This is a genomic window from Streptomyces sp. NPDC030838 (genome assembly GCF_055572035.1).
Map to the genome: position 1 here is coordinate 212,902 of NZ_JBVIED010000016.1, position 20,001 is coordinate 232,902.

The 20,001-nt window shown below is 71.1% G+C and carries 19 protein-coding genes; 5 read left to right on the forward strand and 14 right to left on the reverse strand.

The features are described from left to right. Positions 1-3: 3 nt before the first annotated feature. Complete coding sequence (locus ACZ42A_RS33065; protein ID WP_468531022.1) at positions 4-2,898, reverse strand: UPF0182 family membrane protein; 2,895 nt, start codon at positions 2,896-2,898, stop codon at positions 4-6. A gap of 163 nt (positions 2,899-3,061) precedes the next feature. Between ACZ42A_RS33065 and ACZ42A_RS33070 the strand changes: the two genes are divergently transcribed. After that, positions 3,062-3,604 (forward strand): PPA1309 family protein, encoded by a 543-nt coding sequence (locus ACZ42A_RS33070; protein WP_468530987.1) that lies wholly within the window; start codon positions 3,062-3,064, stop codon positions 3,602-3,604. Positions 3,605-3,673: 69 nt separating this feature from the next. Here the strand turns inward: ACZ42A_RS33070 and ACZ42A_RS33075 are convergent, their stop codons facing one another. From ACZ42A_RS33075 to ACZ42A_RS33090, 4 genes are all read right to left on the reverse strand, one after another. Further along, positions 3,674-4,771, reverse strand: a complete 1,098-nt coding sequence (locus tag ACZ42A_RS33075; RefSeq protein ID WP_468530988.1) for a YlbL family protein — start codon at positions 4,769-4,771, stop codon at positions 3,674-3,676. A gap of 54 nt (positions 4,772-4,825) precedes the next feature. Continuing rightward, positions 4,826-5,047: a hypothetical protein gene (locus ACZ42A_RS33080; RefSeq protein WP_468531023.1), complete on the reverse strand. Its 222-nt coding sequence runs from the start codon at positions 5,045-5,047 to the stop codon at positions 4,826-4,828. 109 nt (positions 5,048-5,156) lie between these two features. Then, complete coding sequence (locus tag ACZ42A_RS33085) at positions 5,157-5,618, reverse strand: molybdenum cofactor biosynthesis protein MoaE (protein WP_468530989.1); 462 nt, start codon at positions 5,616-5,618, stop codon at positions 5,157-5,159. Between the two features lie 127 nt (positions 5,619-5,745). Further along, complete coding sequence (locus ACZ42A_RS33090; protein ID WP_468530990.1) at positions 5,746-6,858, reverse strand: SDR family oxidoreductase; 1,113 nt, start codon at positions 6,856-6,858, stop codon at positions 5,746-5,748. A 196-nt stretch (positions 6,859-7,054) separates the two neighbouring features. Between ACZ42A_RS33090 and ACZ42A_RS33095 the strand changes: the two genes are divergently transcribed. Next, positions 7,055-8,521, forward strand: a complete 1,467-nt coding sequence (locus tag ACZ42A_RS33095; protein ID WP_468530991.1) for a zinc-dependent metalloprotease — start codon at positions 7,055-7,057, stop codon at positions 8,519-8,521. Next, on the forward strand, positions 8,518-9,045 hold the full coding sequence (locus ACZ42A_RS33100) for an NUDIX hydrolase (RefSeq protein ID WP_468530992.1): 528 nt from the start codon (positions 8,518-8,520) through the stop codon (positions 9,043-9,045). The genes ACZ42A_RS33095 and ACZ42A_RS33100 overlap by 4 nt, the downstream gene beginning before the upstream one ends. A gap of 58 nt (positions 9,046-9,103) precedes the next feature. Here the strand turns inward: ACZ42A_RS33100 and ACZ42A_RS33105 are convergent, their stop codons facing one another. From ACZ42A_RS33105 to ACZ42A_RS33120, 4 genes are all read right to left on the reverse strand, one after another. Next, positions 9,104-9,859: an AIM24 family protein gene (locus ACZ42A_RS33105; RefSeq protein ID WP_468530993.1), complete on the reverse strand. Its 756-nt coding sequence runs from the start codon at positions 9,857-9,859 to the stop codon at positions 9,104-9,106. 18 nt (positions 9,860-9,877) lie between these two features. Next, entirely contained in the window at positions 9,878-10,558 is a 681-nt protein-coding gene (locus ACZ42A_RS33110; protein ID WP_030974882.1) for an AIM24 family protein, read from the reverse strand. A 13-nt stretch (positions 10,559-10,571) separates the two neighbouring features. Next, positions 10,572-12,374 (reverse strand): TerD family protein, encoded by a 1,803-nt coding sequence (locus ACZ42A_RS33115; RefSeq protein ID WP_468530994.1) that lies wholly within the window; start codon positions 12,372-12,374, stop codon positions 10,572-10,574. A gap of 177 nt (positions 12,375-12,551) precedes the next feature. Continuing rightward, positions 12,552-13,148 (reverse strand): M48 metallopeptidase family protein, encoded by a 597-nt coding sequence (locus tag ACZ42A_RS33120; protein ID WP_468530995.1) that lies wholly within the window; start codon positions 13,146-13,148, stop codon positions 12,552-12,554. Between the two features lie 275 nt (positions 13,149-13,423). Between ACZ42A_RS33120 and ACZ42A_RS33125 the strand changes: the two genes are divergently transcribed. Beyond that, entirely contained in the window at positions 13,424-14,638 is a 1,215-nt protein-coding gene (locus ACZ42A_RS33125) for a TOMM precursor leader peptide-binding protein (protein WP_468530996.1), read from the forward strand. Further along, the gene (locus ACZ42A_RS33130) at positions 14,631-15,998 is read left to right on the forward strand and encodes an ABC1 kinase family protein (RefSeq protein ID WP_468530997.1); all 1,368 of its coding nucleotides are present in this window, start codon (positions 14,631-14,633) and stop codon (positions 15,996-15,998) included. The genes ACZ42A_RS33125 and ACZ42A_RS33130 overlap by 8 nt, the downstream gene beginning before the upstream one ends. Positions 15,999-16,020: 22 nt before the next feature. Here the strand turns inward: ACZ42A_RS33130 and ACZ42A_RS33135 are convergent, their stop codons facing one another. From ACZ42A_RS33135 to ACZ42A_RS33155, 5 genes are all read right to left on the reverse strand, one after another. Beyond that, the gene (locus ACZ42A_RS33135) at positions 16,021-16,230 is read right to left on the reverse strand and encodes a hypothetical protein (protein WP_468530998.1); all 210 of its coding nucleotides are present in this window, start codon (positions 16,228-16,230) and stop codon (positions 16,021-16,023) included. Positions 16,231-16,367: 137 nt separating this feature from the next. Next, on the reverse strand, positions 16,368-16,691 hold the full coding sequence (locus ACZ42A_RS33140) for a hypothetical protein (protein ID WP_468530999.1): 324 nt from the start codon (positions 16,689-16,691) through the stop codon (positions 16,368-16,370). Then, positions 16,688-17,056 (reverse strand): WhiB family transcriptional regulator, encoded by a 369-nt coding sequence (locus tag ACZ42A_RS33145; protein WP_019072119.1) that lies wholly within the window; start codon positions 17,054-17,056, stop codon positions 16,688-16,690. The genes ACZ42A_RS33140 and ACZ42A_RS33145 overlap by 4 nt, the downstream gene beginning before the upstream one ends. A gap of 177 nt (positions 17,057-17,233) precedes the next feature. Next, positions 17,234-17,560: a hypothetical protein gene (locus ACZ42A_RS33150; protein WP_468531000.1), complete on the reverse strand. Its 327-nt coding sequence runs from the start codon at positions 17,558-17,560 to the stop codon at positions 17,234-17,236. Positions 17,561-17,725: 165 nt separating this feature from the next. Then, positions 17,726-19,927: an ATP-dependent DNA helicase UvrD2 gene (locus ACZ42A_RS33155; RefSeq protein ID WP_468531001.1), complete on the reverse strand. Its 2,202-nt coding sequence runs from the start codon at positions 19,925-19,927 to the stop codon at positions 17,726-17,728. Between the last annotated feature and the right edge of the window lie 74 nt (positions 19,928-20,001).

Genomic DNA, 20,001 nt, shown 5'->3' on the forward strand with positions numbered 1-20,001 from the left:
TGATCAGCTGCCGCCGGTCCGGTCGGCCCGCGACTGGGCCTCCTCGGCCCGCTTCAGCGCGTCCTCCAGGTCCTGCTGCGCCCGGCCGTACGCCTCCCAGTCGCCCTTCTGCAGGGCCTCCTGGCCGGCGTCGAACGCCTTCTGGGCGTCGCCGAGGGCCTCTTCGACCGTCGGATCGCCGGTCGCCGGCGGCGGGGTCGTGGTGTCGCCGTCGCCTTCGCCGCCCTCTTCCTCGGGCGGCTGCGGGGCCGGGCCTTCCGCTCCGAACACCTTGTTGAGGGCTTCCTCCAGGGTGTCCTCGAACGCGGTGTTGCCGCCGTAGGTCACCAACACCTTGCGCAGCAGCGGGTACTTCAGTCCGCCACCGCGGACGTAGACCGGCTCCACGTAGAGCAGTCCGCCGTCCAGCGGCACCGTCAGCAGGTTGCCGTACTCCACCTCCGAGTCGCCGCCTCTCAGCAGCCTGATGGACTCGGCGATGTCCTGTTCGGAGTTGAACTGGCTCTGCACCTGCTTGGGTCCGGAGACCGTGGTGCTCGTGGGCAGTTTCAGGATTCTGATCTGCCCGTAGCCGCTGGTGCCGGCCTCCGCGTCGACCGCCATGAACGCACTCAGGTTGTCCCGGCCGTTGGGCGTGAAGGTGGTCGTCAGCGAGAACGCCTGTTCCTTCTGGTCGGGCATCTTCATGCTCAGGTAGTACGGCGGGACCGCGTCGCCCGTCTTGTTCGTCGGGTCGTCCGGCACCTGCCACACCTCACTGCCGCTGAGGAACGTCTCGGCGTCCTTCACGTGGTAGCGGGTGAGCAGCTCGCGCTGCACCTTGAACAGGTCCTGCGGGTAGCGCAGGTGGGCCATCAGGTCCTCGGAGATGGCGCTCTTCGGCTCCACCGTGTCCGGGAACGCCTTCATCCAGGTCTTCAGGACCGGGTCCTGGGTGTCCCACTGGTAGAGCTTGACCTCGCCGGTGTACGCGTCGACGGTCGCCTTCACCGAGTTGCGGATGTAGTTGACCTGGTTCTGCTGGGCGACCACCGCGCGGGAGTCGTTGGTCGCGGTCAGCGAGTCGGCGGTGGTGGTGCCGAGGGTCGTACGGGAGGCGTACGGGTAGCCGTTCGTCGTCGTGTACGCGTCGACGATCCACTGGATCTTGCCGTTCACGACCGCGGGGTAGGCGTCGCCGTCGATGGTCAGCCACGGGGCGACCGCCTCGACGCGCTCCTTGGGCGTGCGGTTGTACAGGATCCGCGAGCCCTCGCCGATGGCGCCCGAGTAGAGGATCTGCGGCTCGTTGAACGCCACCGCGTACGCGGCCCGGTTGACCGGGTTGGAGAGGTTGACCCCGCTCTTGGCCTGGTAGCTGTAGGTCTTCTCGCCGCTGTCGTCGGAGTAGTCGATCTCCTTCTGGGGACCGCCGACGATCGAGTACGTGGTGGTCTTCTCGCCGTAGTAGATCCGCTGCTGGTACTCCGGCAGGTCACCCTTGGACGGCAGGTCGGACTCGGTGAAGACCGGGCGGCCCTCGGAGTCGGCGGTGGTGCCCTTGGCGGCGACCACGCCGTAGCCGTGGGTGTAACGGAAGTGGTTGTTGATCCAGTTCTTCTTCGGGATGCCCGCCAGGTTCAGCTCGCGCAGACCGATGACCGTGTCCTGGTCCTTGCCGTCCTGGCTGTAGCGGTCGACGTCCAGGTTGGTCGGGAACGCGTAGTAGTTCCGCATCTGCTGGAGCTGCTGGAACGTCGGCGAGACGATGTTCGGGTCCATGATCCGGATGCTGGCCGCGCTGTCCGCGTCGTCGCGCAGCGTGGCCTTGTCCTCGGTCTTGCTGGTCCCGGCGTAGTCGCTGACCTTGGTCCCGTCGATCCCGTACGCCTCACGCGTCGCCTTGAGGTTCTTCTCGACGTACGGCGCTTCCTTGGCCTGCTCGTTCGGCTGGACCTGGAACTTCTGCACGATCGCCGGGTACAGGCCGCCGATGAGGATCGCCGAGAGCACCATCAGGCCGAAGCCGATCAGGGGCAGCTGCCAGGTGCGCCGCCACAGGGTGGCGAAGAACAGCAGGGCGCAGATGACGGCGATGCAGAACAGGATCGTCTTGGCCGGCAGATAGGCGTTGGCGTCGACATACCTGAGGCCGGTCCAGTTGTCCGTCGCCTTGAAGTCGCTGGACTTCACCGCGAGGCCGTACCGGTCCAGCCAGTACGCGACCGCCTTCAGGGCGACGAAGATGCCGATGAGCACCGACAGGTGCCCGGTGGCGGCGGCCGTGGCGCGGGCGCCGGGGCTGGTGACGCGCAGCCCGCCGTACAGGTAGTGGGTGAGCGCGGCAGCGATCACGGAGAGGATCACGGCGGCGAAGCCGAAGCCCAGCAGGAACCGGTACCAGGGCAGGTCGAAGGCGTAGAACTTGACGTCCAGGCCGAACTGCGGGTCCTTCTGGCCGAAGGGCACGCCGTTGACCCACATCAGCCAGGTCCGCCACTGGCCCGAAGCGGACGCGCCGGCGATCAGGCCCACCAGGGCCGTGATGCCGAACAGCAGCCACTTCTTGTACGGCGCGATGCCCATCCGGTAGCGGTCGAGGCTCTGCTGCTCCATCGACATCGCGCTCAGCGGCGGCCGCAGCCGGTGCGCGAGCCAGATGTTGAAGCCGACCGCCAGGGCCATGAGCAGGCCGAAGACGAAGAAGAGTCCGATCTTGGTCCACAGGGTGGTGGTGAATACGGACGAGTACTTCACCGAGCGGTACCAGAGCCAGTCCGTCCAGAAGCCCGCGAACATGGTGAACGCCATGCCGAGGACGGCAAGGACGCCCAGTGTCATGAGCAGGGTCCGGACACGCCGGGACGGGCGGCCCACTCTGATCCGTGGCCCCGTCGGGCCTCCGCCGCGGTCCGGCATCTGGAAAGCCAAGGTGGCACCTCGAAAGTCGCTGTTGGTCTGTCAGGCCCCCGGTGTCGCGGGCCGTGGGACGGGCCCCGTGATCGTAGGCCCTCTCCTATGCAACTTACTCACGCTTTACTCGGTTCCCGATTCCGGGCGGGAACGAGGCAGGATTGTGACCATGTCCAACACTCCCATGGCGGCGAGCCCGCTCACCCGGGCCGTACTCGAGATCGACGAGTACGCCTCCGGCCTCGGCTGGGACCAGCCCGCCCGCCTTTTCGCCCTCGTAGACACCGCGCGGTTGCGGGCCCAGGAACCCGCCCTCGCGGAGCAGCTCGGCCTGGGGGACGAGCAGGAGACCACCGCCCTCACCCCGATCGAGCAGGACGAAGTTCCAACGGACAAGCCGCTCGACGAGTTCCTTGGCACCATCGCCTGGCCCGACGCGGTCGCCGGCTGCGCGCTCACCGTGGAGCGCCTGATGCTGCCGCCGTCCGCGGAGGCCCAGGTTCCGAAGGACCTGGACGAGGCCGCGCTCACGAAGTGGGTGGCGAAGCACCCCGAGCGCCAGGAGGTCCGGATGACGGTCGCCGTCCTGCGCGACGGCTCGCGCGAGTCGGCGCTGCGGCTGCGCGAGAAGGACTCGCCGACCGAGGTGCTCACCGGCTCCGACCTGGTGCCGGGCCTCGCGGAGGCACTGGCGGCGACGTTCGAGGACTGAGGGGTCCAGTTACGGCGACGGGGGCGGCCCATGCCCGGCAGGGGCCGCCCCCGAGCCGTGTACGACGGCTCAGCCCTTGGTGGTGCACTTCGGCAGGTCGGCGGTGTCGCCGCCGCGGATGTCCCGCAGGGCGTCCAGCGCGTCGTCGATGGTGTCCACCTTGACCAGGGTGAGGCCCTTGGGGGTGTCCTTGGCGGCGGCCGCGCAGTTGTCGGCGGGCGTCAGGAAGAACTCGGCGCCCTTGCCGCGCGCGCCGACCGTCTTCATCTCGATCCCGCCGATCGGGCCGACCTTGCCCGCGTCGTCGATGGTGCCGGTGCCGGCGACGAAACGGCCGCCGGTGAGGCTGCCCGGGGTGAGCTTGTCGTAGATGCCGAGCGCGAACATCAGTCCGGCGCTGGGGCCGCCGACGTCGGCGAGCTTGATGTCGATGGTGAACGGGAACGTGTGGTCCGTCCCCGCGGAGATCCCGACGATGGCCCGCTTCTCGCCGCCGTCGTCGGAGGTCTCCGTGGTGATGGTGACGTTCTCCGTCCTGGCCGGGTCCCGCTTCTCCTTCTCCGCGGCGGCCTGCTCCTTGGCCGGCACGATCGTGAAGCGCACCTTCTCGCCGGGCTTGTGCTTGGTCACCAGCTCGGCGACGTCGGCGGGCTCCTTCACCGCCGTACCGTCCACGGCCTTGATCACATCGCCCGCGTGCAGCCTGCCCTCCGCCGGCGAGCCCTTCAGCACGGTGGAGACGATCACCCAGGACTCCACCGGGATGTCCAGCTCCTTCAGGGCGGCGACCTTGGCGCTCTCCTGGGACTGGCTGAACTCCTCGGCGTTCTCCTGGGTGGACTCCTCCTCGGTCTTGCCGTCCGGGTAGAGCGTGTCGTGCGGCACGACCTTGTTGTCGTGGGCCAGCCAGCCGTAGACCGCCTCCACCAGGTTCATCCGGTAGTCGGCGCTGGTGACGCGGACCGTGGTCATGTTGAGATGACCGGACGCCTCATAGGTCTTCCGGCCCGAGATCTGCAGCACCGGCTCGCCGTCGTGCTCGCCCAGTGTGTTCACCGTCGGCCCCGGGGACATCTCCGAGTACGGCACGGGGATGAGGACTCCCGCGCACAGGAGCGCGATCAGCATCAGGGTGGAGGCGAGCATCGTCGCGGTGCGGCGTGGCATGCCTCGACAGTACGGGACGCTTCTGTCAGCACACCGTCAGGGCGGCTCTCCCGGTCAGCTGCCGGTGTGGGTCTTCTCCATGGCCGCGCGGAACCGGGCGTACCCGTCGAGCTCGGGTCCGTCACTGCGCACCTTGCGGGTCCGACTGGCCCACACGCCCCACAGACCCGCGCCGACCGCAGCCACAAGCGGAATCAGCAACCAGGCAAGCGCCGCCATGCCGACCTCCCAACCCCACACGAGCGTCCGCAACTGACTGATCAGCAGATTAACCATCCGCACCGACAACGCTCACGCGAGGGGTGCGGTTACGCAAGCGGAGGTGCATCAGACGCGCGGAGGATTCAGCACACGGGCGGAGGGGTTCAGCAGGCGCGCGGTGGGTTCAGCAGGCGCCGACCCACTCCTCGGTGCCGTCGGAGAACCGCTGGTGCTTCCAGATGGGCACCTCGTGCTTGAGGTCGTCGATCAGCTTGCGGCAGGCCTCGAAGGCCTCGCCGCGATGCGGACAGGAGACGGCGACGACGACGGCGAGATCCCCGACACGCAGATCGCCCACGCGGTGCACGGCCGCCAGCGCGCGCACCGGGTACTCGGCGACGACCTTCTCCGCGATGCGCCGCATCTCGGCCTCGGCGCTCGGATGGCACGAGTATCCGAGCTCGTCGACGTCGGCCCCGCTGTCGTGGTTGCGCACGGTTCCCACGAACAGGGCGGTGCCCCCGGCGGCGTCGTCCCCGACCGCCCGGAAGACCTCGTCCACGGAGAGCGGCGTTTCACGGATGCCGATCAGCTTGATGGGCTCCTGCGCGCCCTGCTCACCGGGATGATCGTTCGTGGCTGCCATGTCTCCATCCTGCCTCACCCCTCCGACACCCGTGAATAGCGGTTTCCCCCGCACCCACGGGTGCCCCTTTGGAGCCTCCTACAGAGCGAGGGCACGCCGCCGCGTCCGGCGACCGCGGCAGCCGCCCTCAGATCCGCCGCCGGGCCTTCCGCGCCCGCCGCACCACGGCCGCGGCGCCCAGCAGCGCCACCGTCGCTCCGGCCGCTCCCGCCGCCGTCGCGTCCTTGCGGCCCAGCCGCCGCCCGGCCACGGTGTGCCGTCCGGAGACCTCCTCCAGCAGCTCCGCCAGCACCTCCTCGTTGGTCCACTGCGGCCGCCACCCGGCGTCGTGCAGCCGGCTGCCGCTCACCACCCAGGGGTACATCGTGTACGCCAGGTCGCCCGCCGGGGACGGCGTGAGCCCGATCCGGTGCAGCCGGGCCGCCGCGCCGAGCGCGACCGCCGACGGAAGTTCCATCCGCCGGATCCCGCTCAGCTCCTCGACCTCCTCCTGCTCCAGCCATCCGTCGCACCCGACGGCCAGCTCCCCGTCCACCTTCTCCAGGACGGCGTACTCCAGAGCACTGCACAGGTCATCGACGTGGCAGAACTGCCAAGCGGGCCGCGAGCCGGCCACCACCAGCAGCCGCGGCGACTCGAAATACCTGGTCAGCGCGGTGTCCGTGCCTCCGACCAGCACCGCGGGGCGCACCACGGTGACATTGAGCCCGGGGTGCGCGCGGGGCGCGCGGCGCGCCAGCCGCTCGATCTCCAGCAGGTCCCCGACGCCGGTCGCCTCGGCCGTGGCGCGCAGCTCGGCTTCCTCGGACAGGGGCAGCTCGTTGTCCGGCAGCGCCCCGTAGACCATCGCGGAGGTGCAGAGCACCACGCGGTGCACCCCGGCGGCTGCGGCGGCGGTGAGCACGGTCTGCGTCCCCCGCACGTTGTACGCCGTCCGGGCGGCGGGGTCGGTCTCCAGGTCGAGGTCGAGCGCGAGGTGGACGACGACGTCCGCGCCCCGCAGCTTCTCGGCGATCGCCGGATCGCGCACGTCGAGGATGTGCCACTGCGCGTCCGCGCACTCACCGCGTCGCTCGTCGATGGCGATGACCTGCTTGATCTCCTCCGACGCGGCCAGCCGCGCGGTGAGCAGGGCGCCGACCCCGGACGCGGCACCGGTGACCGCGACGACGGGCCCGCGCGCTGCGGGAGGGGTTGAGTGGTTTCGCGCTGCGCGAACCTGCGGGTCTGGGGAACTCACCGGGTGTCTCCAGCGGTTGTCTTCACATACGAGCGCGAGTGACGCGTACGTACCAGGTGGAATCCATCCTGCCGCAGGCCCTCCGTCGGCGAAGCACCGAGGCCCGAACTGCCCCGGGTGTCTACGCTGGGTGGTGTTGTCGGGCAGTCGTGCCGTCGGAGAAAGAACCGGCGGCCTTACCAAGCCGAGGAATCCCGTGAGTGACACCCCATTCGGATTCGGCCTTCCGCCGGAGGAGCCGGAGAACGGCGACGAGGGCAAGGAGAAGGACCAGCAGAGCGGTGGTGGGCAGGGACCGGCCAACCCGTTCGGTTTCGGGCTGCCCGGCGCCGGAGGCTTCGGTGGCCCCGGCGCGGACAATCCGCTCGCTGCCATGTTCGGTTCGCTGAACCCCACCGACCTGGGCGCCGCGTTCCAGCAGCTGGGCCAGATGCTCTCCTACGAGGGCGGCCCGGTGAACTGGGACATGGCGAAGCAGATCGCCCGCCAGACGGTCTCCCAGGGCACGTCCGACGGCACCAAGGACGCGAGCGTCGGCCCCGCCGAGCGCACCGCGGTCCAGGAGGCCGTCCGCCTGGCCGACCTGTGGCTGGACGACGCCACGTCCCTGCCGTCCGGCGCCGCCTCCGCCGTGGCCTGGAGCCGCGCGGAGTGGGTCGAGGCGACGCTGCCCGCCTGGCGGGAGCTGGTGGACCCGGTCGCCGAGCGCGTCGGCAACGCCATGGGCGACGTCCTGCCGGAGGAGATGCAGGCCATGGCCGGCCCGCTGATCGGCATGATGCGCTCGATGGGCGGCGCGATGTTCGGCACGCAGATCGGGCAGGCCGTCGGCGTGCTCGCGGGCGAGGTCGTCGGCTCCACCGACATCGGCCTGCCGCTCGGCCCGGCCGGCAAGGCCGCGCTGCTGCCGGTGAACATCGAGGCGTTCGGCAAGGACCTGGGCGTGCCCAAGGAGGAGGTGCGGCTGTATCTCGCCCTGCGCGAGGCCGCCCACCAGCGCCTCTTCGCGCACGTGCCGTGGCTGCGCTCGCACCTGTTCGGCGCGGTCGACGGCTACGCGCGCGGCATCAAGGTCGACACCGCCAAGCTGGAGGACGTGGTCGGCCAGTTCGACCCGCAGAACCCGGAGCAGCTGCAGGATGCCCTCCAGCAGGGCATGTTCCAGCCGGAGGACACCCCGGAGCAGAAGGCCGCCCTGGCCCGTCTGGAGACCGCGCTGGCGCTCGTCGAGGGCTGGGTCGACGCCGTGGTCCACGCGGCCGCGAAGCCCCGTCTGGCGTCCGCCGACGCGCTGCGCGAGACCCTGCGCCGCCGCCGCGCCTCGGGCGGTCCGGCCGAGCAGACGTTCGCCACGCTGATCGGCCTGGAGCTGCGCCCGCGCCGGCTGCGCGACGCCTCCCGTCTGTGGGCGTCGCTGACCGACGCGCGCGGTGTGGACGGCCGGGACGGCCTGTGGGCGCACCCGGACATGCTGCCGACGGCCACCGATCTGGACGACCCGGACGGCTTCGTGCACCGCGAGCAGCTGGACTTCTCCGAGCTGGACAAGATGCTCGGCGAGGCGGCGCACAAGCCCGACCCGACCAAGGCCGACCTCGAGAAGAGGGACGAGGGCGAGAGCAAGAAGGACGAGGGCGAGAGCAAGGGCGACGGCACCGAGTGAGCCTGTACGACGACGCGGTCCTCGTGCTGAAGGGGTACGAGGGCCAGGAAGAGCTGCGCCAGGCCTATCTCGACCACCTGGCGGCCCACCCGGACGGCATGTGGAAGGCCTGCCACGCGGGCCACGTCACGGCGAGCGCCCTGGTGATCGACCCCGAGCGCGGCCGCGTGCTGCTCACCCTCCACCGCAAGCTGCGGATGTGGCTGCAGATGGGCGGCCACTGCGAGCCGGCGGACGCTTCCCTGGCCGGAGCGGCTCTGCGGGAGGCCACGGAGGAGTCCGGCATCGCGGGGCTGACCCTCCTGCCGGGCGGCCCGGTGCGGCTGGACCGGCATCCGATCCCCCCGCCGTGCCACGTCCACTTCGACGTGCAGTACGCGGTGCTGGCGCCGCCGGACGCGGTCCAGGAGATCAGCGACGAGTCCCTGGACCTGCGCTGGTTCGCGTACGACGAGGTGGCCGGCGTAGCGGACGAGTCCGTCGTACGCCTACTCGAGGCGACGCGCGCGCGGCTCGGCGCCTGACCCATGTGTAAGGGGCGACCGCCTGGGCGGTCGCCCCTTACGTTTGCTTTCCGGATCCTCAGTTCCAGACGTTGCCCTGGTTCTGCCCCCGGGCCCCCTGCTGTCCCATCCCGTACTGCGCGGCGAGACCCGAGCCGATCTGGGCGTTCTGCGGGGGCAGCAGCTCGCTGGGCTGGATCAGCGCGAATCCGGTGCCCATGAAGCTGAGCTCCCAGCCCTCGCCGGTGTTGCCGCGGCGCCGCCAGACACCGGAGGAGTGCGTCTGCGCCTGCATCTGCACCCGCAGCCCGGTGGACCAGGCGACGATCGCGTCGGCGTCGCAGTTGACGTACTTGTCCGGCGTCACCTGCATCATCAGCGGCATGCCGGAGGTCATCAGGGCGACCTTGCCCCGGCCGGTGATGTTGAGCTGGTACTTCCCGGAGCCGGAGATGCCGTACAGGCTGTCGACGGCGATCACCTCGTGGTGCAGCGAGGAGTCCATCGCGAGGACGTAGCTGCTGTCGACGGTGAGGCCGTCCTGGTCCACGTCCACCAGGTGGACGTGCTGCTTGAGGTTGGCGAGGTAGACCGTGCCCTGCCCGTGGCAGCGCATCAGGTCCAGGCCCTCACCGGTGCGGGCACGCGCGCGTGACTCGTTGCTGCTCTGGTACTCGGCGTCGAACTCCACCAGGCCCTGGTAGGCGACCATGGTGCCCTTGCGGGCCAGGATGTCGTCGTGGCCCTCCAGGGCGACGCGCAGCATCTGCTTGTTCTGCAGGCTCCAGCGCTCCTGGGTCTGCTGCTCGGCGTGGGCGAAAAGCGGACTCTGCATGGTGTTTCTGGCTCCCCCTCAGCCCCGGACCCGGAGGCGGTCGGTGCTGTCCTCGCTGGGCTGGACGACGACGATGCCCTGGCCGGAGAAGGCCATCTGGTAGGCCTCCCCGCTGCCCCGGCCGATCAGCGACTGTGCCTTGAAGCTGCGCTTGCCCTTCACCTTCAGGTTCGGGGACCAGGCGACGAGGGCGTCCGGATCGACGTACGTCTCGTCCTCACCGCCGCCGCAGTCGACGACGATCGGCTTGCCCCGGGAGGTCAGCGCGACCCAGCCCTGCCCGGAGATCTTCGTGTTCCACAGGCCCTGCCCGGCGAACTTCGCCAGCCCCTTGACCCGCTCCACGCCCCAGGTCAGGTGTGCGTCGAAGGCGAGCAGGTTGGTGGCGTTGACGGAGATCCCGTCGCCGTTGAGGTTGATCACGACGACGTTGGCGCCGTAGTCGGCGAGGTAGAGCAGGCCGTCGCCGGAGCACTTCATCAGGGGCGCGCCCTCGCCGGTCATCCAGTCCTTCGCGATCTGGCGCACGGCCGGCGGGTTGGGCTCGTACTGGACGAAGCCTTCGTAGGCGACCATCGACCCCACGCGCGCGAGGAGGTCGTTTCCGGTCTGCATGGCGACCTTCAGCATGTGGTTGCCGTGGTTCTCCATGCGGGCGGTGACGGGTGCGGGGGCGTAGCCCGCGAGCGGCTGGTTCATGTCGGGCTCTCCCTCAGATCTCGTACGGCTGGACGACGATGAAGTTGCCGGGCGCGCCGCGGAACTGGAGGTTGACGCTCTCCCCGGTGTCGCCGGGGTAGGCGTTGCGGCGCATGCGGACCTGGCTGGAGACGACCACCTGGGAGGCGGCCGACCAGGCGACCACGGCGTTGCAGTCGGCGAACGTGGTCGGCGTGACCGGCAGCACGACGGGCGTGCCGTGGGTCTTGACGACGATCGTGCCGGTGCCCTGGAACTGCATCGTGAACAGCGCGCCGCCGGGGATGCCGTGGCCCTCGATCCGCCGGACCTCGTAGGTCAGGCTCTCGTCGAAGGCGAGGACGTTCTCGGCGGAGACGCAGATGCCGTCGCCCTGAAGCTCGATCGGGTGCAGCATCGTGGAGTTCTCGGCGAGGAAGACCTGGCCCTGGCCGGTGCAGCGCATCAGCTGCATCTCCTGGCCGGTCGCGTTGCCGACGATCCGGCCGGCGAACCCGGCGCCCTTGTAGCTGAAGTCGACCTTGCCCTGGTAGAGCACCATGCTGCCCTGGCGCGCCAGTACGGGCTGGCCGCCGATGCCGAGGTCGACGCGGACCATCTTCTTGTTCTGCTGCGTCCAGCGCTGCCCGGTGGGCGTCTCCCGGAACTGCTGGAGCGCGGCGGCGACGCCGGGTGCCTGCGGGGCGCCCTGGGGCATTCCCTGAGGCATGCCCTGCGGGGCGCCGTAGGGCGCCGGCTGGCCCGGGGCCTGGCCGAAGGGAGGCTGCTGGCCGTAGCCGGGCGGCGGCGTCGGGGCCTGGGGCGCTTGCGGCGCCTGGGGCTGGGCGTAGCCGGGCGGCAGCGGCGCGGTCGGGGCCGGGGCGGCCTGGCCGTACGGCTGCTGCTGGGGCGGCTGGCCGTAGGGGGCCTGCGGGCCGGGCTGGCCGTACGGCTGCTGCGGGGCCGGCTGGCCGTAGGGCGGCGTCGGGGCCGGGGCGGGCGGCGGGACGGTGCCGGCGGGCGGCGTCATGGGCGCGGCGATGGTCGGCGCGGCGTGCACCTGGGGCTGCGGCGGCGGAGGCGGCGTGGCTCCCTGCGGGGGCGCGAAGCCCTGCGCGGCGGGCGCGGGGGCCGGGGCGGGCGCGGGGTCGGGCGCAGGGGCGGGTGCCGGAGCGGGCGCGGGCGCCGGAGCGGGCGCGGGGGCCTGCGAGGCCGGGACGCCGAACGCGGGCGGGGCGGCGGCCTGGGCGGGCGGGGCGAAGCCGGGCGCGGCTGCGGCCTGGGGCTGCTGCGGGGCGGGGGACTCCTCCTCCGCGACCTCGCCGCCGAAGTTCCTCAGCAGCGCCTCGAGGCCGCCGTCGAAGCCCTGTCCGACGGCCGCGAACCGCCAGACGTCCTTGAGGTAGAAGTCGCCCAGCATCACGGCCCGCTCGGTGGAGAACTCCGAGCCGTTGAAGGAGTACCGGGCCACCTCCTCGCCGCCCGCGACGATCCTGATGTAGCCGGGGTTGATCTGCGACATCTGCCCGGCGCCGTCGATCGTCGCCGTGAACGACAGCTTCTGGATCTGCGGCGGGATCCGGTCGAGCGTGACCCGGAAGGACTCCGTGTCGCCCGCCTGGGCGCCCAGCAGCTGGATGGCCTCCTCGGGGGACTTCGGCTGGTTGAAGAAGACGAAGTACCGGTCGTCCGAGAGCCGTTCGTCGGCGTCGAGTCCGAAGCAGCTGATGTCGAAGGTCAGTCCGGGGGCGGAGATCTGCACGCCTACGTACAGATCCGTGCCCGCGGTGAGGTCACTGATCCTGGCCTTGTGGCCGCGTTGGAATTCCCTGGCCATGCGTTACGACCGTCCCCCATCCCGAATGTGAGTGCGTCGCGCCAGGCTAACGGCAAACTCCGACAACGGACGCGGCCGGTACAGACCCGGTACAGAACCTCCGCTGACCAGTGGCGAAAGCCGCGCGGGACGGAGTCACCGACCGCGCGGGGGAGATCACTGACCGCGCGGATCACGTCACTCGCCGCGCGCGCCCGGCAGGTGCGGCAGCCGCTCGGCCGCCACCACCCCTTCGAGGTAACCGCGGGCCCGCTCGGTGCGCGGATACGCCTCCAACAGCCGCCAGAAACGGGGTCCGTGGCCGGGGACCAGCAGATGGGCCAGCTCGTGGAGGAGCACGTAGTCGATGACGTACTCGGGCATGCCCTGGAGCCGGTGGGAGAGCCGGATGCTGCCCTCCGCCGGGGTGCACGAGCCCCAGCGGGTGTTCTGGTTGGTGACCCAGCGGACCGAGGTGGGCCGCGCCCGGCCGTCGAAGTACTGCGCCGACAGCCGCTCGGCGCGCTCGGCCAGCTCGGCGTCGCCGAGGACCCGCTTGCTCTCCTGGGCGGCCAGCTTGTCGAGCATGACGTTGACCCAGCGCTGCTCCTCGGCCTCGGACATCCGGGCGGGGATGAGCACGACGGTGCGATCGCCCTCGCGGTACGCGGACACCGTCCTTCGCCGGCGGGCGCTCCTGCGTACCTCGATCGCGCTCGCCCCCGAGCCGCCGGTCGGCGGGCTCGTCGTGCTGCGCTGTGGTGTTCCGGCGCGGTGCAGTGGATCGGCGGGCACGCCCCGACGTTACCCGCTGCACCTGGGGGAAGTCCCGGGTCCGGAACGGTTCGGTTCGGATGCCCCACCGTGCGTTTGATTTGTACGACAATCATCCGCCGCCTGTGGACAACGTCCGGCGCGCGCCGCCGAGTCCGGGCATGCTGGCATGTGTCGACGGAGCACGGACCGGCACAGACGGGAACGGACGGGCCTGGCGGGGCAAACCCGGCTGATCCACCTTCCGTTGGCGAAAAGGGTTTTGATACGACTTTCTTGGGCAACGGGGGCCTGTCATGCATCCGATGGTGAAGCCCGCGCTCCGGCGCGGCTGGCGCGACCTCAACACCGTGCAGTTCGGGATGACTCCGGCACACGCGATGACGCTCGGTCCGATGGACACCGCGACCGGCGCCTTCCTCGATCTGCTCAACGGCACCCGCGGACTGGACCTCCTGCGCGCCGAGGGAGAGCGCATGGACCTGCCCGACGGGCATGTCGACGCGCTGGTGCGGGAGCTGTCGCAAGCCGGCCTCCTCGACGACGCGAAAGGCGGCGGACCGGCCGCGGAGGCCCTGCGCGGCAGACCGGAGGTCCTCGACCGGCTGCGCCCCGACCTCGCCACGCTGTCGCTGACCACGTCGGAACCGGGCGAGGCCACCGAGCGGCTGGCCACGCGCCGCTCCCTGCGGGTGCAGGTGCGAGGCGCCGGCCGGGTCGGTGCCACGCTGGCCGCGCTGCTGTCGGGCGCGGGCGTCGGCGTGGTCGATGTGCGCGACGGCGGCTCTGTGGAGCCGTGGGACGTGGCTCCCGGCGGGCTGCCCGCCGAGGCCGTGGGCGCCCGCCGGGACGAGTCCGCCCGGCGGGTGGTGCGCGCCGCCGCACCGGACCGCCCGCCCCGCCGTGACCGGCGCTCCCCCGCCGGTGAGGCCGACCCCGGCTTCTCCCTGGTGGTCCTCGCGCCACGCGACGACGTGTCCGTCCACGCCCCCGACCCGGACACCGCCGCTCCCCTCATGGCCTCGGGCACCCCGCACCTGTACGCCGGGGTGGTGGAGGGAACCGGCATGGTCGGCCCGCTCGTCCTACCCGGTGAGACCGGCTGCGCCGGCTGTCTGCACGAGGCGCGCGCCGACCGGGACCCGACCTGGCCCCGGCTGGTCGCCCAGTGGCGGTCGGGCAGGCAGCGGCACGTGCGGCCGTGCGATCTGACGCTGGCCACCACGGTGGCCGGGCTCGCGGCCGCGCACGCGCTCGCCTTCCTCGACGGGCGAACGCCCTCCAGCGCGGGGGCCCGCTGGGAGGTCTCGCTCCCTGGCCTCCAGTGGCACGCGAGGCCGGTTTGGGCACACTCCGCATGCCCGTGCGGAGCTGCGGAGAAGGCAAAAGGGGAACAGGCCTCAATGGACGCCGCCGCGCACGAGACAATGACGGAGCAAGGGTCGTCAACGCGGGTACGCCGTCCGGCAGGCGCGGCGCGGCCGGCTGGGACTTGGAGGGCGTATGTCTGATCTTCCCCGGAAGGCGGTCACCAGGACCGCCAAGCTCGCCGCGCTCCCGCTCGGCTTCGCCGGCCGGGCGACCTGGGGCCTGGGAAAGCGGATCGTCGGCGAGTCCGCGGAGATCGTCGGCCGCGAGCTGCAACAGCGCACGGCCGAGCAGCTGTTCAAGGTGCTCGGAGAGCTCAAGGGCGGCGCGATGAAGTTCGGGCAGGCACTGTCCGTCTTCGAGTCGGCGCTGCCCGAGGAGATCGCCGGCCCCTACCGGGCGGCCCTGACCAAGCTTCAGGAGGCGGCCCCGCCGATGCCCACGCGCACCGTGCACACGGTGCTCGCGCAACGGCTCGGGGACGACTGGCGCGAGCTGTTCCTGGAGTTCGAGGACAAGCCGTCGGCGGCGGCCTCGATCGGCCAGGTGCACCGGGGGGTGTGGCACGACGGCCGTGAGGTCGCGGTCAAGGTGCAGTACCCGGGCGCCGGCGAGGCCCTGATCTCCGACCTCAACCAGCTGAGCCGCTTCGCCCGGCTGCTGGGGCCCCTGGTCCCCGGCATGGACATCAAGCCCTTGATCACGGAGCTGAAGGACCGGGTCTCGGAGGAGCTGGACTACGGCCTGGAGGCGCAGGCCCAGCGGGCGCACGCCGAGGAGTTCGCCGGCGATCCGGACGTGGTGGTGCCCGCCGTGGTCCACCAGAGCGACCAGGTCCTGGTCACCGAGTGGATCGACGGCATCCCCCTGTCGGAGATCATCTCCGACGGCACCCGGGACCAGCGGGACCGGGCCGGCCAACTGCTCGCCCGCTTCCTCTTCTCCGGCCCCGCCCGCACCGGCCTGCTCCACGCCGACCCGCACCCCGGGAACTTCCGCCTGCTGCCCGGCGGCCCGGACGGGAAGGACGACTGGCGGCTGGGCGTGCTGGACTTCGGCACGGTCGACCGCCTTCAGGGCGGCCTGCCGACCCCGATCGGCGAGTCCCTGCGCATGACCCTCGACGGCGAGGCCCAGGCCGTCTACGACCTGCTGTGCGCGGAGGGGTTCGTCAAGGAGTCCATCGAGCTGGACCCCGACGCGGTGCTCGACTATCTCCTGCCGATCATCGAACCGGCCCAGGTGGACGAGTTCACCTTCACGCGTGGCTGGATGCGCAGTCAGGCGGCCCGGATCGCCGACATCCGCTCCCCCGCCTACCAGCTCGGCAAGCAGCTGAACCTGCCCCCGGCGTATCTCCTGATACACCGTGTGACCCTCAGCACCATCGGTGTCCTGTGCCAGCTGGGGGCGACCGTCCGGCTGCGCGAGGAGCTGGAGGAGTGGCTGCCGGGGTTCGTGCCGGAGGAACTGGCGGAGGAGGAACCGGCCGCGGAGGCCTGAGGTCCGGGAGGAGGCCCGAGGCCTACCACCAGGCCGAGTCGAGGCGCCCCTCGATCGCTCTGAGGTTCTCCCGGGAGCAGCGGTCGCAGAAGTACTGGCGGACCCCGTTCTCCACGGAGCAGGTCCACGTGGGCTGAGGGCCGTCCGCGGGGGTGCCGCAGCGGGCGCACACCAGCCGCCCGCGCTCCGTGGTGGAAGCGCCGTTGTCACTGCCTCCGGAAAGACTCGTCACCCGGCGACGATAACGCCGTCGCCGGGTGATCGCCGGGCACAACGCACCGCGGGGGCCGGTCCGTTCGGACGGACCGGCCCCCGCGGGAAGCTCATGCCTCTCCGGATCCGGGAGGCCGCCGCTTCTGGCGTGGTGGGTTACTGCATGACGGCCAGGGCGAGCGCCCGGCGGGCGCGCAGCGAGGCGCGCTCCGCCCGGCGCTGCATCCGGCGAGCGGCCGCCAGGCTCATGGCCCGGCGCTCCCGCTGCGCCTCATGCAGTCGGTCGTGCATATGCGCACGAGCCAGGGCTTCTGGGATGAGTTGCATCTCTCGGGTCCTGTTCTGACGCGAGTCGGTCGCGCCGGTGGTGGTGAAGTCTGGAGTTGCGGAGCCGGTGGGCTCGCTGGCGGACGGCTTCATCGGGGCCTGCTTCTTGGGGTCGTGCGTGAGGGGACGGTCGATCGTTCCTGCGGTGTTCATGCCGTGACCGGGTTCTTCCGCGGGCGGCCACGCGGCCGCTTCCGGGCGACGACGACACCCTGGACGAACAGCTCGCCACCCCAGACGCCCCAGGGCTCACGCCGCTCCTTGGCGCCGGCGAGGCAGGCCTCGATCAGCGGGCAGGTGCGGCAGAGGGACTTGGCGTACTCGACGTCGGCCGGCGACTCGGCGAAGAAGACCTCCGGGTCGTAGGAACGGCAGGGGACGGGTACGCCGAGGTTCTCGATGGCGTCGTCGAGCGCGGTGAGCGCGGTGAGCGGGGTCAAGGTGGAGTCCTCCGTGAGGCCGGGCGGGGGGATCGTTTCGGAAGGCGGTACGGACGGGGCGTGCGCTTCGAGTTGCACGATTCGTCTTCCTCGTCTGGTCGTTCCGGTCGGGTGGACCGGGTGGCGGCTGGTACCGGGCGCTTTTTTCTTGTCCCGAGGCCCCTTCGCTCTGTCGCCCACGTTCGTGGGCAAACAGAAGGGCCGCGGATCCCGGATGGGGTTCCGCGGCCCTGAAGGCGCCGGCCTGATCGCCGATCAGGCTGGATCACTCCAGGGTTCTGGCCCACGGAAGGCCCACATCAGGTGGTGCTGCGTCGTCTGCGTCCGGAATCCGGCACCGGTCGCCGTAAAGACATAGGCATGCGCCTGTGCCTCTACTGCCGCTTCCAGTGCCTTGGTCGGTCGCTCATTGCGCTCACGGACGGGAAGGCCCGCGAGAGCAGCGGAGGACGCCGGACGGACGGCACGAATGCCGGACAGACCGGTGCCCTGGTCCGAGGCGCCGAGCATGCACAGGGAGGCGACGACCGAGCGATCGGTCATTTTGACGGTGCTGGTGGAGCTGCTGTTGATGCTGATCACTGGACTCGCCTCCTCTCGGCGTCTCGGGGGACTGGGGTGAGCCAGTCCGACGGATATGCAAGTACAACACGGAATCGGGGCCTCCGAGAAGGCCGCCGTTCCCACGGCTAAGAACCTATGGGGATTGCTGGGGCATGCGCAAACTATTTTTTCGACGAGTTCGTATCAGTCGTCGATCTCTCTTCCGCCGGGGTCCTGGCCTGCGCAGAGCGCCAGCACATCGGCTCCGTAGCGGCCCAACTTCCGTGCCCCGACGCCGGGGATCCGGGCCAGTTCGCCCGCGTCGTCGGGGACGGTCTCGGCGATCGCCATCAGCGTCTTGTCGGTGAAGACGCAGAACGCGGGCTGGCCGCTGCGCCGCGCCTGGTCCGCACGCCACTCGCGCAGCCGCTCGTACAGCCCCTCGTCCATGTCGGAGGGGCAGTCCTCGCAGCGCAGCAGCTTCAGCTCGCCGGCGTCGGTGAGGGTGCGTCCGCACACCCGGCAGCGTGCGGGGGTGCGCTGGGTTCGCCGGGGGGCGGCGGCCTCCGTCCGGCCCGCGAGGCCGCGCTCGACGCCGCCGGTGCCGCCGCCCTGCCCGCCCCGCCCCGCCGCGGTGCCCGAGCCGGGGCGTAGTCCGTCGAGAAAGCGGCTGGGGCGGCGGTTCGGGCGGCCGCCGGGCGAGCGGGCGAGCGCCCAGGAGACGTACAGATGGGAGCGGGCGCGGGTGACGCCGACATAGAGGAGGCGGCGCTCCTCCTCGATCTGCTCGTCGGTTCTGGCGTAGGTGATCGGCATCATGCCCTCGGCGACACCGACCAGGAAAACGACGTCCCATTCCAGGCCCTTGGCCGAGTGGAGGGAGGCGAGGGTGACGCCCTGGACGGTGGGCGGGTGCTGGGCGTTCGCCCGCTCGTCGAGTTCGGCGACGAAGTCGGCGAGGGTGGCGCCGGGCTGGGCGGCGGCGAAGTCCTGCGCGAGGTTGACCAGCGCGGCCAGGGACTCCCAGCGCTCTCTGACGGCGCCGGAGCCGGCCGGGGGCTGGGGGGTCCAGCCGTCGGAGGAGAGCACGGCGCGAACCTGGGAGGGCAGGTCGACGGCCTCGTCCAGGGCGGAGTCGTTGCCGCCGAAGCGGGCGGCGCCGCGCAGGGCGATACCGGCCTTGCGGACCTCGGGCCGGTCGAAGAAGCGCTCCGCGCCGCGCAGCTGGTAGGGGATCCCGGCGTCGGCGAGAGCCTGCTCGTAGGTCTCGGACTGGGCGTTGGTGCGGAACAGGATGGCGATCTCGCCGGCCGGGATGCCGGAGTCGAGGAGGTCGCGAATCCGACCGGCGGCACCCTCGGCCTCGGCGGGTTCGTCGGTGTACTCAGTGTAGACGGGTTCGGGGCCGGCCGGGCGCTGGGAGACAAGTTCCAGCCGATGGTCGGCGGCGCGGCCGCGGGCCTGGGCGAGCAGGCCGTTGGCGAGGCGGACGACCTGGGGGCTGGAGCGGTAGTCGCGGACCAGCTTGACGACCGTGGCGCCGGGGTGCCGGGTGCGGAAGTCGAGCAGATGGTCGGGGGTTGCTCCCGTGAACGAATAGATCGTCTGGCTGGCGTCACCGACGACGCACAGGTTGTCCCGGTCGCCGAGCCACAGCTCCAGCAGGCGCTGCTGGAGGGGGCTGACGTCCTGGTACTCGTCGACCACGAAGTGCTGGTACTGGGCGCGGACCTGTTCGGCGATGTCCTGGCGGTCCTGGAGGATGGCGACGGTCAGCAGCAGGACGTCCTCGAAGTCGATGACCACGCGGTCGCGCTTGAGGTCTTCGTAGGCCGAGTAGAGCTGGGCGATCTCGGCCGGGTCGCGAGGGGCCTCGCGGCCGGCCTTCGCGGCTGCGAGCGCGTAGTCGGCGGGGACGGTCTGGGTGACCTTGGACCATTCGATCTCCGCGGTGACGTCCCGCAGCTCGTTGCGGTCGAGGCGGATGCGGCAGGCGGCGGCCGCGTCGGCGACGAGTTGGATCTTGCGGTCGACGAGCCGGGGCAGGGAGCCACCGATCGCTTTCGGCCAGAAATACTGGAGCTGCCGGAGCGCCGCGGAGTGGAAGGTGCGGGCCTGGACGCCGGTGGCGCCGAGCTGGCGGAGCCGGCCGCGCATCTCTCCGGCCGCGCGGTTGGTGAAGGTGACGGCGAGCACGCTGGAGGGCTGGAGGATGCCGGCGCGCACACCGTAGGCGATGCGGTGGGTGATCGCTCGGGTCTTGCCCGTACCGGCTCCCGCGAGCACGCACACCGGGCCGTGCAGCGCGGTGGCGACCTCGCGCTGCTCGGGGTCGAGCCCTTCGAGCACCGCGTCGGCCGAGGCCGGTGCCTGCGGGAAGAGGGAGGAGTGCGTTGCTGCTGTCACACAGCCATGCTGCCAGGTCGCCGGAGACTGCCGAGCCGGTTGTCCACAGGCGGGACCTTGCAGTCGTACTAATC